The organism is Acidovorax sp. IB03, assembly GCF_016406015.1.
Lineage (GTDB): Bacteria > Pseudomonadota > Gammaproteobacteria > Burkholderiales > Burkholderiaceae_C > Acidovorax > Acidovorax temperans.
Genome location: NZ_JAEFCH010000004.1, coordinates 160,592 through 173,779, shown reverse-complemented (window position 1 = coordinate 173,779; position 13,188 = coordinate 160,592). Strand labels below are relative to the sequence as shown.

Genomic DNA, 13,188 nt, shown 5'->3' with positions numbered 1-13,188 from the left:
CTTTGGATGATCAAGACACAGAGCGGTTTCTCACGCTTTTCTCGGCCATGCGAGGCATGCCATAGACCAAAGCGATGACGCTCTGGCAGGTAGCTGATGCATCTCTGTTTCACATGAGGCTTGCCTGGGCTGCCGGGCAATAAAAAACCGCCAATGCGGTTAGGCATTGGCGGTTGCATATCGCTAGCAATGCTGCAGAGATTTATTTGCCTGCCTTCTCTGCTTTGCGCTTGGCTGCTTTCGGGTCCACCACTGCCTTGAACTTCGCACCCGCCACAAACTTAGGCACAGTGGTCGCAGGAATCTTCAGGGCGGCGCCAGTGGAAGGATTCTTGCCTGTGCGTGCTGCACGCTTCGCAGATTTGAAAGTACCAAATCCCACGAGTTGGACAGCATCGCCCTTCTTGACTGCTGTTTGAATGGTGTCGATCAGCGTTTCCAGTACAGCATTGGCGGCTGCCTTGGACAGGTCATTCTTGGAGGCGAGGATTTCAACGAGTTCTGCGCGGTTCATAGATGCTCTGTGATTTAAAAGTGTTGAGATGCCGGTTTATAGCTCAATCTGTGTAACTTGCGTTGATTGTGATCGGTTCGCTTATCCAGTCTCAGAAGACTCTTCATGCCGATCAGCTACCAACTTCTGCGATGCAAGCAGCCACAGCAATTCAGTTCGAATCTGTTCAGTTGAAGTTCAAACCCCGGGGGGGGCACCACGTCAACAGTTTCATCGAATCTTCACCTCAGGAGAGGCTGTACGACCCTAGTTCGCACAGAAATCGTTACTTGGTTTTTTCTCTTGGTTCGGATGAGGCGGGGTTCAGTGTCTCGGGCAACGTTGCTCGCTTTTGAGCCTCGGGAGTACTCGGTAAATAAAGGGGCCCGCGCTGCCCGCATCCGACCAAGGCTGCCGCACTGCCAGCAAGGACAAGCGCACTCACTAGAATTTGGGCTGCTTTCAACATATGCAAATTGTAATGACTGATCTTGAATTCATGGATCTTGCGGAGAAGCTTCTGCTTGCGGTAGAGCGTAGCTGCGATGACATCAATGAGGCCTCTGATGCCGATATTGATAACCAGCGGTCCGGAGGAATGATCACTTTGACCTTTCCCAACCGAACCCAAATCGTGATCAATCTGCAAAAACCTCTTCACGAGATCTGGATGGCTGCTAGATCGGGCGGATACCACTATCGATATGACGGGTCTTCTTGGCAAGACACAAAAGGCGAGGGTGAATTTTTCGCTTGCTTGAGTCGAGCTGCCTCACTTCAGGCCGGGATCCCTTTGACATTCGCGGGATAAGACAGCGGGGCAGGGTTGCCCCAATCCATATCGTGCTCCAGCGAATGTCAATTGAACTGGACGGCGTGTTGATGCCCCGACCTAGTTTTTGAAAAGATCCAAAATACGGTTGCGCTCTTCTGCCGCCGGCTGCTGTGGCGGCGCTGCAAGAGGTGTCGTGGAAGATCCTTTGTCTTCCAAGCCCAGGCTAGGTACGCCGCTGCGTGCATATTCTTCATAGAACCAATCACCCCCAACGTTCACCACGCCCGCAGGCACCTTAGGTTCCGTGATTGGCACGCCTTTGAGTGCTCTGTCCATGAAACTGATCCACACGGGTAAGCTCAGCCCCCCTCCAGTTTCGCGACTGCCCAGATTTCGCGGTGTGTCGTATCCGATCCAGGTGACCGCCGCCACAGTGGGTTGGTACCCCGCGAACCAAGCGTCCACAGAGTCATTCGTAGTGCCTGTTTTGCCCGCCAAATCCGTGCGTTTGAGCGTTGCTTGTGCTCTAGCGGCAGTTCCAGAGCGGGTCACCTCTTGCAGCAGGCTGTTCATCACAAATGCATTTCGTGCATCAATAGCCCGATTCGTCTCGTCGAGTGTCGGAGGTGTGGTTTCCGAGATAACTCGGCCTTTGTGATCTGTGACTTTAGTGATCAGCCATGGGTGCACGCGATAGCCGCCGTTAGCAAATACCGAGTAAGCCGCCGCCATCTGCATAGGCGTGACCGAACCTGCGCCCAGTGCCATGGTCAGATAGGCTGGGTGCTTCTCGGCATCAAATCCAAAACGTGATACCCATTCCTGAGCCGTTTTTGGGCCCACTGACTGAAGAATCCGGATGGAAATCATATTTTTAGATTTGGCCAAGCCCGTCCGCATGGTCATTGGCCCGTCATATTTGCCATCGTAGTTTTTTGGCTCCCAGGGTTGACCGCCTGTCGTGCCGGCATCAAAAAACAGCGGGGCATCGTTGATCACCGTGGCAGGAGTAAAGCCTTTCTCCAAGGCTGCCGAATAGATGAAGGGTTTGAAACTCGACCCTGGCTGTCTCCAGGCTTGAGCGGCGTGATTGAACTTGTTTTTATCGAAGTCGAACCCCCCCACTAGAGCTTTGATGGCTCCTGAACGAGGGTCCAAGGCGACAAACGCCCCCTCGACTTCTGGCAGCTGTGTAATCTCCCAGCTCTTTGCTCCTTTGGAGATTCGTATGACGGCACCCCGGCGGATTTTGATGTTGGGGGCTGCTTTGTCGTTCAAGCCAGACTGCACCGGCTTCAGTCCGTCGCCCGTGACTTCAATGACATCCCCGTTTGCACGTGCGACCACAACTTTTTTTGCAGTGGCTTCAAGCACCACAGCAGCAAGCACATCGCCGTTATCGGGGTGGCTGGCCAGAGCTTCGTCAATCGCATCTTCTACTTCTGGCCCCTCTCCCGATGGGAGTGCTACGAATTTCTCCGGTCCCCTGTAATGTTGCCGACGCTCGTAATCCATGATTCCACGCCGCAGAGCGGTGTAGGCGGCTTCTTGGTCCCCAGCGTTGAGCGTGGTGTACACGTTAAGACCGCGTGTGTAGGCTTCGTTGCCATACTGAGCAAAGATAAGTTGCCGGGCCATCTCTGCCACGTACTCCGCGTGCACTCGCGTATTGCTCAACCCTGACCGGATTTTCAGTTCTTCCTTTTTCGCTTCAATGGCTTCCTGTTCTGTGATGAAGCCGTTCTCCTCCATGCGTTCAATGATGTACAACTGACGCGACCGGGCACGCTTAGGATTGTTGATGGGGTTGTAAGCTGATGGGGCCTTGGGAAGGCCTGCCAGCATAGCCGCCTCGGCGATGGAGATAGATTGGAGAGGCTTGCCAAAATATGCTTCAGAGGCTGCTGCGAAACCATATGCACGGTTACCAAGAAAAATCTGATTCATATATATTTCAAGAATCTGATCTTTCGTGAGCAAGTGCTCAAGCTTGAATGTGAGTAGTATTTCGTAAATTTTGCGAGTAAATGTTTTTTCTGAGGAGAGGTAAACATTTCTGGCAACTTGCATGGTAATCGTAGAAGCGCCTTGGCTTTTAACCCTGCCAACGTTTGCCAGCCCCGCACGCACGACCCCTTTGTAGTCCACGCCGCCGTGCTGAAAGAAGCGAGCATCCTCAATTGCTAAAACGGCATCCTTCATCACTTTGGGGATGTCTTGGATCGGAGTCAAATTTCGCCTCTCTTCCCCAAACTCGCCAAGCAAGGCCCCCTCAGAAGAGAAGACGCGCAGGGGCAGCTTGGGGCGGTAGTCCGCCAAGTCCGATACGTCTGGAAGATTGGGGTAAGCGACCGCGAGAGCGATCAGCACAGTCAGCGCTAAACCGACCGTCGATGCCGCTGCTAGGCCTAAGCCCCAGGCCAAAATTTTGAGAAGAGTGCTTGTCCATCTGCGGCCGGCGCTGGACTTCGGGGTGGCTTGTGGGGCTTGATCGGAGGGGCGGGAAGGCATATCGCTGCTCAAAACTGTTCAGAGCATTATAAAAATGCTGGCAAAAATTACGCCGAGTTGAAGTAATGGGGGGCTCAATGCCGTTGAAAACGGCAGAGTGGCTATGTAACTCACAGGAGACGCAAAAAACCGTCTTGTTTTGGCAACGTTCGAGGGCTCTTAAGCAGGCAAAATTCTTTGTCGGAGAACTATCTTACTGATAGCATTCAAGTGAAGTGTTAAGTTTTGTTGCGTTATTTATACAAATTACAGGGGGCCAATCTTGATCTCAATGGGATCTTTGTTCAGTCGTCAGGCTGCACCTCTGCTGGGTATCGACATCAGTTCGTCCAGTGTCAAGCTGGTCGAGTTGGGTAAGAACAAGGCGGGAGGCCTCGTTCTTGAACGTTGTGCTATCGAGCCCTTGGAGCGTGGCTGGATAACGGATGGCAACATCGAAAAATTCGATGAGGTTGCTGAAGCTGTGCGCCGCGTTGTTAAGAAGAGTGGTACTCGCACAAAGAACGTAGCGCTCGCTCTCCCTTCATCAGCCGTGATCACCAAGCGCATAACTTTGCCCGGGGGGATGACTGAGCAGGAGCTTGAGGTTCAGGTGGAGTCTGAGGCAAATCAGTACATTCCGTTCTCGCTGGATGAGGTGAGTTTAGATTTTTGCGTTATTGGCCCTAGCAAAAACTCCCCTGGTGACATTGATGTGCTTATTGCTGCCTCGCGGCGGGAGAAAGTCCAAGATCGACAGGGCTTGGCGGAGGCGGCAGGCCTCAAGCCTATCGTTGTTGACATCGAGTCCAATGCATCCCGCTTGGCTGCCGGGCGGCTCATAGAAGCCTTGCCGGGGAAAGGCTCAAATGCCATGGTGGCCCTCTTCGAGGTGGGTGCTTTGACTACGAGCATGCAGGTGATTTTGAACGACGAGGTGCTGTACGACCGAGATCAGGCATTCGGTGGTGCCCAGCTTACACAACTCATCGTCCGCCAATATGGATTCTCCGTGGAGGAGGCTGAGACCAAGAAGCGAAACGGTGATCTGCCGGAGGACTACCAGTCGGCGGTTCTGCGCCCCTTCGTCGATAGTATGGCTCAAGAGATCGTAAGAGCTCTTCAGTTCTTTTTCACCAGTACCCCGCACAACCGTGTGGATCACATCATGCTGGCCGGAGGCTCCGCCCCTTTGCCGGGATTGACTGAGGCTGTGACTCAGCAATCTGGTTTTCCATGCAGCTCCCTCAATCCTTTTGATGGTATGGAAATTGGAAGCGGGGTGCGATTGAAGAAGATGGTGCGTGAGGCGCCCTCTTATCTCACATCGTGTGGACTGGCTATGCGGAGGTTTTTGCGGTGATTTTGATTAATTTACTTCCTCACCGAGAGGTTGCCAGAAAGCGCCGCCGGGAAGCATTCCAGGCATCTTTGCTTGCCTCTTTTTTGGTGGGGCTAATCATAGCGGGTGTGATTTACTGGTGGCTGCAAATGCTGATAGCAGATCAGCAGGGAAGAAACCAATTTTTGAGTAGGGAAATTGCCGTTTTGGAAGGGCAGATCAAGGAAATAGCCACGATCGAGGAGGAAATATCAGCGCTTATTTCTCGGCAAAAAGCTGTCGAAAATCTTCAGGCAGATAGAAATATGCCAGTTCATTTGCTGAATGAACTGGTGCGTCAGTTGCCTGATGGGGTGTATGTATCTAATTTTAAGCAAAGCAACAACACCGTCATGATGCAGGGGGTGGCGCAATCGAACGAGCGAGTTTCTGAACTCCTAAGAAACCTTTCAAACAACACGCCATGGATTTCTAAACCGGAGTTGCTTGAGATTACTGCAGCGAATGTTTCTGTAGGCCCTAAAGATCAGCGCCGTGTGGCTAGCTTTAAGATGCAATTCACCCTGATGCGTCCTAGTGAAGTTGCAAAAGCTTCCGGTGCTTCATCCGCAAAAACTGGTGTGTCAGGGGAAAAGCAACCATGACCAATAAGAAATCATCTTCGCGACTTAACCTAGAGGATCTGCAGATATATCTGCAGCGTCAATTTGGTGGGTTGGATGCAAAAGATCCGTCGCTTTGGCCTGTTTTGCCGCGCGTTTTGTTGTATGTTGCTACCTCCATGATCGTGGCAGTGGTTCTGTGGTTTGTGGTCTTGCAAGATTATGTGGCAGAGCTGGAGACTGAGCGAGGCACAGAGGTATCACTTCGTGCCGATTATCAGAAAAAACTCTTAAAAGCCGTGAGCTTGGAAGCTTTGAAAAAGCAGCGTGAGCAGGTGCAGCAGTATGTTCTTCAGTTAGAGAAACAATTGCCCAGCAAGGCGGAAATGGCTGCTTTGCTCTCTGATATCAATCAAGCAGGTCTTGGGCGCAGTTTGCAGTTTGAGCTTTTCAGGCCTGGGCAGTTAGTGGTTAGAGACTATTACGCAGAATTGCCTATTGCGTTAAAAGTAACTGGCAAGTATCACGACATTGGCTCTTTTGCTGCTGATGTGGCACATCTTTCTCGCATTGTCACTCTGAATGATCTATCGATTTCTGGAAATCCGAAAGACACCAATGTGCTAGTTTTGGAGGGGACGGCTCGAACTTTTAGGTACTTAGATGGGGAAGAAATTCAGGCTCAACGAAAAGCTGGTTCCACTAAACCGGGAGCTTCCAAGTGATTGCGCCTAAATTAGTACTTATACCTCTGATTGCAGGGATGCTTTCTGCATGTGTTTCCTCTAGTGAAGATGATTTGCAGCAGTGGATGGCAAATGAGAGGGCGCAAACTAAACCTCGTGTGACTCCTATATCGGAGCCGAAAAAGTTCGAACCTCAGGCCTACGTTGTGGCGTCTGAAGTGGATCCGTTTAACAGTTTGAAATTGGTTCAGGCGTTGAAACGGGACTCTTCCCAAACAGGTGCGAATGCTTCGCTCATAGCGCCGGAGCAAATCAGGCGGAAGCAGCCTTTGGAGGCGTATCCATTGGATACCATGGCAATGGTGGGAAGTCTCACCAAAGCTGGCAAGCCGACTGCTTTGTTAAAGGTTGATAATCTTCTATACCAAGTTCAAGTCGGTGATTATCTTGGGCAGAATTACGGTCGTGTAGTGAAAATAACTGAATCTGCAATTCAGTTGAGGGAAATTGTCCAGGACTCCACTGGGGATTGGACCGAGAAAATGACTTCACTCGATTTGCAAGAGGGTGCAAAAAAATGATCCTGAAAAATAATTTATTCATCAAGAATATCCAACGAGGGACTTTGGCCTTCTGCGCTGTCGCCGTTCCGTTCTTTGCTATTGCAGATCAGTCCATACGATCAGTGACTGGCTCCGTTCAGGGGGGGGCAGAGGTGCTCCGTGTAGAACTCGCCGAGCCTTTGTCTGCCTTGCCAACCGGCTTCTCCACGCAATCCCCTGCTCGCATTGCGTTGGATTTCCCTGGAGCCACGAACGGCTCCGGGCGGAGCGTGGTGGAAATTAATCAAGGCAATCTTAGGTCTGCAAACGTGGTGGAGGCAGGTGGGCGATCACGAATCGTTCTGAACCTTAAACAGCCCACATCGTACAAGGCAGAGTTGCAGGGCAACTCGCTGCTGATCATGTTGGATGCGGTGAGTTCTTCGTCTCTGAATCAGGTGCAGACCCCTGTAAAGTTTTCGGATAGCTATAACAACAATACTCTTGCAATCAAAGATATTGATTTTCGTCGTGGCGCTGATGGCTCTGGACGAGTGATCGTGGAGCTGCCTAACAATCAGATAGGTGTTGATCTTCAGCAGCAGGGTAAAGGACTGGCGGTTGAGTTTCTTCGGTCTAGCTTGCCTGAGGGCTTGCGTCGCCGGTTAGATGTGGGTGACTTTGGTACCCCCATTCAAACGGTGACCACTACTCAGCAGGGCGATAAAGTTCGGATGTTGGTTGAGCCAATCGGTGAGTGGGAGCATAGTGCTTACCAAAGTGATAATCAGTTTGTCATTGAGGTTCGTCAGAAAAAAATCGATCTTTCAAAGCTGACTTCTGGCCCAAGCTATAGCGGAGAAAAATTGTCTTTGAACTTCCAGAACATTGAAGTTCGCTCTCTTTTGCAGGTTATCGCGGACTTTACTAATTTCAATATCGTCACATCAGATACGGTAACTGGGGCGCTTACCCTTCGTTTAAAAGACGTTCCGTGGGACCAGGCTTTGCAAATCATCATGGATGCCAAGGGTCTCGGGATGCGAAAAATTGGTAGCGTGCTGTGGATCGCTCCTAAAGACGAGATAGATGATCGTACGAAGAAGGATTACCAGGCAGCTCAGGCAATTCAAAAATTGGAGCCTTTGCGGACTCAGGCATTTCAGTTGAATTATGCCAAAGCCGCTGATATGGTTAATCAACTCACTGCCTCTAGCGGTTCCACTGCTGGTAGTAGTTCAAACAGATTTCTTTCTGAGAGAGGGAGTGCGATTTCTGAACCTCGAACTAATCAAATTTTTGTCACGGATACGCCAGCAAAGCTGGAAGAGGTTCGCCAGCTTTTGAATACCTTGGATGTCGCCGTACGTCAGGTTGTAATTGAGGCTCGGATTGTTGAGGCTCGTGACACATTTGGTCGCTCTCTCGGTGTGAAGCTTGGAGGTGGAGACCTTCGCGCTCAGCGAGGGGGAGATGGGGGGTACGGGATTGGTGGGAACAATCGCATAGCATTTGGTACCAGCTACCAAAATGCTACAACTTCCACTGGCTATGGGTCTACATTCGATACTTCGGGTACGTTCGTTAATTTACCAGCATCTTTGTCCGGAGTCGAAAATTTTGGATCATTCGCTTTATCTATCTTCAACTCAGCAGCCAACAGATTTTTGACGCTTGAACTCTCTGCCATGGAGGCGGAAGGGCAAGGTAAAATTGTTTCTAGCCCAAGATTGATCACTGCGGATCAAACAAAAGCTCTGATCGAGCAAGGGACTGAGTATCCCTATTCGGTTACCGCACCTAACGGAGCCACTACTATTGCTTTCAAGAAAGCTGTTTTGAAGCTCGAAGTCACACCTCAAATAACGCCAGAAGGTAATATTATCTTAGACTTGGATGTTAATAAGGACAGCCGAGGTGAAACGACAACCCAAGGTGTTGCGATTGATACAAAACATATTAAAACTCAGGTTTTGATTGAAAATGGTGGCACGGTTGTTATTGGTGGTATTTTTGAGATGGAAGAGTCAAATCAGGAAAATAAAATTCCTGTTTTGGGGGATGTGCCGGTGGTGGGCAATTTGTTCAAGAGCCGGACAAAAGAGTCTTCGAAACGTGAAATGTTGGTTTTTATTACGCCGAAGGTCATTACTGACCGTGGTCCAGTGCGGTAAATAGATTAATTGTTGGGGAAAAAATGAGAAATCTTTTCAGGATATTGACCGTGCCATTGGTGGCCGTTTTGGTGGCATGCGGTGGTGGGGGTGGTGACCCTGGCACTTCCGGCAGTGGTGGTGGCACAGGTGGTACTGCGAACAATGGGACTGTGACCGTTCAGGCGTACAGCCGTGTCACTGGCGCGGACGTGGCGGTGAATAACTTCGCGTCCTCCGATCCCACGGTGCGCGCCAGGGCGACCGTCAAAGACCCATCGGGCAATGCCATATCGAATGTCATCGTTACTTTTTCTGAAAGTGGTCCCGGCTTGCTGGCATTCATGCCGGGATCGGCGACGGCCCTCACCAATAGTGCTGGCGTTGCTGAGATCGATTTGAAGGCTGCAACCGTGACGTCGCAGGGGGCAACACAGCTTGTCGCAACGACCGCCGTGACCAGCAAAACGGGCACGGAAGTCTCTTTGGTTGGTAGGCAAAACGTGGCTATTTCTGGCGGTGTGGTACAAAATCCACAGGCAGCTGCCTCGGCCATCAATTTCACCAACGTCGCTCCCAGCGACAAATCCATCGTGATTGCAGGTGCTGGCGGTAACGGACGCTCTGAAGTAGCCCTGCTGACTTTTACCGTGGTGGACTCTAGTGGCTCACCGCTCCAGGACGTCGTGGTGGATTTCACCGCGGTGCCGGCTGACAGCGTGACCCTGAATGCCTCGTCTGGCACGACCAACGCTTCCGGTCAGGTCATTGCGACGGTGAACTCGAAGTCTTCGCCGACCTCGGTCATCATCAAGGCAGCGGTTCGTGACCGTAGCAGCATCAGCACGCAGTCCGACACGTTGACGGTCACAACCGGTGTGGCTACTCCGAGTGGTTTTGACCTTTCTGCCTCAAAGTTTAATTTGGACTACGATCTTTCCGGCGATTCGTCTAAGTTGACTGTGAGGATTGTTGATGCCAACGGTAATCCGGTCGCAGACGGCGTGCCCGTGGTTGCGCAAGCAGATTTTGGCGCTGTCGGAACATCCGGACGCGGTGGTTGCACTACCGTTAACGGTGTTTGCAGCGTGGACTACACGGTGCAGAACCCGCGCCCGACAGACGGTGAGCCCGTGACCGTTGTGTTCTCTACGCAGACGGGGCAGGGAACATTAATCAGCGATTCGATGCAGCTGTGGGTGACCTCGGTTGGTTGGCTTAACCTCTATGAAAAGGCACTTTCTGATATCGCGATTTCATATGCGGCACTTCCACCAAGTGAGGCCCTCCAGCTGTCATTGGCCGACAAAGCAACTTGTAAGTATGAAAGCGTGAGCTTGTTCCTGGGTACTGATAAAAAGTTTGCTGCGCCGACTGGCACTACTATCGCAGTGACTTCACTGAAGGAGCTTGCTACCCCGTCGGTAATAGCTGGCTCACCAACGCTGGATCGGTCCAGTGGTCGTACAGAAGTGCGATTGTCAGCCGGTGGTAAAGCGGGTAGCCCTGGCGGTAAAGACACTTGGATCTTCACGTTTACTGGAGGGCCTAGCAAGACCGTGCAAACCGTGCGATTGGATGTAGCTGCACCTAGTTGTCAGTAAGGTATAACGGTGTCTGGTATCCAACAAAAGTTTCCGCTTCCGCATTGGTTTATCTGACCTCTTTAGTTGAAATGATCCCCGCTAGCCGGGGATTATTTTTTGATGAATAAATTTCGCATGAAGCCGTTCGTATTTTTCAATGCCGAGAATGTGCGCATCCAGCTGGATGACCGTAGCTACGACATCCAAATCGGTCAAAATCTGCTGCAGGGTCTGAGCGGTGATGGGGCAGTGCCAGCAGGCACGGCTGCTTTGGTTGTGACTAACGAAACGGTGCAGCCCCTTTACGGTTCAAGGTTGGTCGTGGCACTGAAGCAACGCTATCCAGTCGTGCACACGGTGACGCTGCCAGACGGCGAAGAGCACAAAAACTGGCAAACCCTGAACCTGATCTTCGACGCCCTGCTGCAGCACGGCTGCGACCGCAAGACCGTGTTGTTCGCCCTGGGCGGCGGCGTGGTCGGTGACATGACGGGCTTCGCCGCTGCCAGCTATATGCGCGGTGTGCCGTTTGTGCAGGTGCCGACCACGCTGCTGGCGCAGGTCGATTCGTCGGTGGGCGGCAAAACGGCCATCAACCACCCGCTGGGCAAGAACATGATTGGCGCGTTCTACCAGCCGCAGCTGGTGGTGTGTGACTTGGCCACGCTCGATACGTTGCCTGCGCGCGAGCTTTCTGCCGGCCTGGCTGAGGTCATCAAATACGGGCCGATTGCCGACATGGATTTCATGGGCTGGCTGGAAGAGCACATGGATTCGCTTTTGGCGCGCGACCGCACGGCGCTGGCGCATGCGGTGCGGCGCAGCTGCGAGATCAAGGCCTGGGTGGTGGGGCAGGACGAGCGCGAGGCCGGACTTCGCGCCATTTTGAATTTTGGTCACACCTTTGGCCACGCCATAGAGGCCGGCATGGGTTATGGCGCCTGGCTACATGGTGAGGGTGTGGGTGCAGGCATGGTGATGGCGGCCGAGCTGTCGCACCGGCTGGGCTTGGTAGATGATGCGTTTGTGGCGCGCTTGAAGGTGCTGGTGCAGCGTGCCGGACTGCCCCTGCGTGGCGCGGTGCTGGATGCTGCCGACAATGCTGGTCGCTATCTGGAACTGATGCGCGTGGACAAGAAGGCGGAGGCGGGCGAAATCCGTTTTGTGCTGATTGACGGGCCGGGCCGGGCCTGCGTGCGTGCCGCGCCCGATGCGCTGGTGCGTGAAGTGATTGATGCCTGTTGCGCCTGATTGCTATTAATTTGATAGCTTCTAGCGCTTATCTGATAAGCGCTAGAGGTCGTTTTAATGCGAAGCCATGAATCTTGCCCCGTTTGCCTGTCATCCTGCCAACAGCAAAGGGCGCCTGCACCCTGAGGTGGCCGCTCCGACCCGCACGGACTACCAGAGGGATCGCGACCGCATCGTTCACTCCACCGCGTTCCGGCGTCTTGTTTACAAGACGCAGGTGTTCCTGAACCATGAAGGTGACCTTTTTCGTACGCGGTTGACGCATTCCCTGGAGGTTGCCCAGCTGGGGCGTTCCATTGCCCGGGCGCTTCAGATCAATGAGGATTTGGTGGAGGCCATCTCGCTGGCGCATGATTTGGGGCACACCCCGTTTGGCCATGCGGGGCAGGATGCGCTCAACGAATGCATGAAGCCTTTTGGTGGGTTTGAGCACAACCTGCAGAGTTTGCGGGTGGTCGATAGCCTGGAAGAGAGATACCCCGCCTACGATGGCCTCAATCTCACGTTTGAAACCCGGGAGGGCATCCTCAAGCATTGCTCTTTGCAAAATGCGCAGCGCCTGGAAGGGCAAGAGCCGAATGGCGTGGGATGGCGGTTTTTGCACAAGCAGCAACCGAGCCTGGAAGCCCAGCTGTGCAACTTGGCTGACGAAATTGCCTACAACGCGCACGATATTGACGATGGTGTGCGCTCGGGGCTTTTGACGTTGGATCAGCTGGACGATGTGCCGCTGTTTGCGCGCTTTCGTGACGAAGCGACCACAGAACATCCGCATTTGCTGGGCCAAGGCATGCAGCGCCGCTGTCTGCATGAATCCATCCGTCGAATGCTCAGCGCGCAGGTTTACGATGTGATGGATGCGACGCGTGAGGCGATCAATGAATACCGGCCGACCGACGTGGAGTCGGTGCGTGCATTGCCGGTTCTGGTGCGTTTCAGTCCATTGATGCGTGAGCAGTCTCTAGAGCTCAAGCGGTTTTTGTTCCGTTCCCTGTACCGTCACCCCCAGGTGATGGAGATGACGGGAAATGCGAAGCGGATTGTGCGAGATTTGTTTGCCATTTACGTGCACAGTCCGGCTGAGATGAAGCCAGCCTTCGCATGGAAGGCGCAGCAGGGTGACGACACGGTGCGCGCAGTGACTGTGGCTGACTTCATCGCCGGAATGACAGACAGGTTCGCCATCCGCGAACACGAGCGTCTTTCGGGTGAGCGCTTGATGGCTTGATGGGGCGTGGCCGAGCGGCCAAGGCGGCCCGGCGCCTACA

12 protein-coding genes are annotated in these 13,188 nt (G+C 52.8%); 9 read left to right on the top strand and 3 right to left on the bottom strand.

The features are described from left to right. Positions 1-202: 202 nt before the first annotated feature. Together IHV84_RS04070 and IHV84_RS04065 are read right to left on the bottom strand one after the other, a co-directional pair. The gene (locus tag IHV84_RS04070) at positions 203-514 is read right to left on the bottom strand and encodes an HU family DNA-binding protein (protein WP_066698437.1); all 312 of its coding nucleotides are present in this window, start codon (positions 512-514) and stop codon (positions 203-205) included. 265 nt (positions 515-779) lie between these two features. Beyond that, positions 780-962, bottom strand: coding sequence for a lipoprotein (locus tag IHV84_RS04065; protein WP_198845913.1), 183 nt, complete (start codon positions 960-962; stop codon positions 780-782). 12 nt (positions 963-974) lie between these two features. Here IHV84_RS04065 and cyaY point away from each other — a divergent pair, with 12 nt between their 5' ends. Then, positions 975-1,304: an iron donor protein CyaY gene (gene cyaY / locus IHV84_RS04060; protein ID WP_044397066.1), complete on the top strand. Its 330-nt coding sequence runs from the start codon at positions 975-977 to the stop codon at positions 1,302-1,304. An 81-nt stretch (positions 1,305-1,385) separates the two neighbouring features. On the opposite strand, the gene IHV84_RS04055 is transcribed toward cyaY, so the two are convergent. Beyond that, positions 1,386-3,779 carry a penicillin-binding protein 1A gene (locus tag IHV84_RS04055; protein ID WP_198845941.1) on the bottom strand — a complete coding sequence of 798 codons (2,394 nt, stop codon included), beginning with the start codon at positions 3,777-3,779 and terminating at the stop codon, positions 1,386-1,388. A gap of 262 nt (positions 3,780-4,041) precedes the next feature. On the opposite strand from IHV84_RS04055, the gene IHV84_RS04050 reads away from it, so the two are divergent. The 8 genes from IHV84_RS04050 (at position 4,042) to IHV84_RS04015 (ending at position 13,148) form a co-directional block, all read left to right on the top strand. Next, entirely contained in the window at positions 4,042-5,121 is a 1,080-nt protein-coding gene (locus IHV84_RS04050) for a pilus assembly protein PilM (RefSeq protein WP_370541181.1), read from the top strand. After that, positions 5,118-5,744 carry a PilN domain-containing protein gene (locus tag IHV84_RS04045; protein WP_198845911.1) on the top strand — a complete coding sequence of 209 codons (627 nt, stop codon included), beginning with the start codon at positions 5,118-5,120 and terminating at the stop codon, positions 5,742-5,744. Before IHV84_RS04050 ends, IHV84_RS04045 begins: the two co-directional genes overlap by 4 nt. Beyond that, entirely contained in the window at positions 5,741-6,427 is a 687-nt protein-coding gene (locus IHV84_RS04040) for a type 4a pilus biogenesis protein PilO (RefSeq protein WP_044397020.1), read from the top strand. Before IHV84_RS04045 ends, IHV84_RS04040 begins: the two co-directional genes overlap by 4 nt. Before the next feature lie 38 nt (positions 6,428-6,465). Then, positions 6,466-6,969, top strand: coding sequence for a pilus assembly protein PilP (locus IHV84_RS04035; RefSeq protein ID WP_066698421.1), 504 nt, complete (start codon positions 6,466-6,468; stop codon positions 6,967-6,969). Next, complete coding sequence (gene pilQ, locus IHV84_RS04030; RefSeq protein WP_198845910.1) at positions 6,966-9,104, top strand: type IV pilus secretin PilQ; 2,139 nt, start codon at positions 6,966-6,968, stop codon at positions 9,102-9,104. The genes IHV84_RS04035 and pilQ overlap by 4 nt, the downstream gene beginning before the upstream one ends. 23 nt (positions 9,105-9,127) lie before the next feature. Then, positions 9,128-10,687 (top strand): hypothetical protein, encoded by a 1,560-nt coding sequence (locus IHV84_RS04025; protein ID WP_198845909.1) that lies wholly within the window; start codon positions 9,128-9,130, stop codon positions 10,685-10,687. A gap of 117 nt (positions 10,688-10,804) precedes the next feature. Next, positions 10,805-11,920, top strand: a complete 1,116-nt coding sequence (aroB, locus tag IHV84_RS04020) for a 3-dehydroquinate synthase (protein ID WP_198845908.1) — start codon at positions 10,805-10,807, stop codon at positions 11,918-11,920. A 67-nt stretch (positions 11,921-11,987) separates the two neighbouring features. Then, positions 11,988-13,148 (top strand): deoxyguanosinetriphosphate triphosphohydrolase, encoded by a 1,161-nt coding sequence (locus IHV84_RS04015; RefSeq protein WP_066698409.1) that lies wholly within the window; start codon positions 11,988-11,990, stop codon positions 13,146-13,148. Positions 13,149-13,188: the final 40 nt, after the last annotated feature.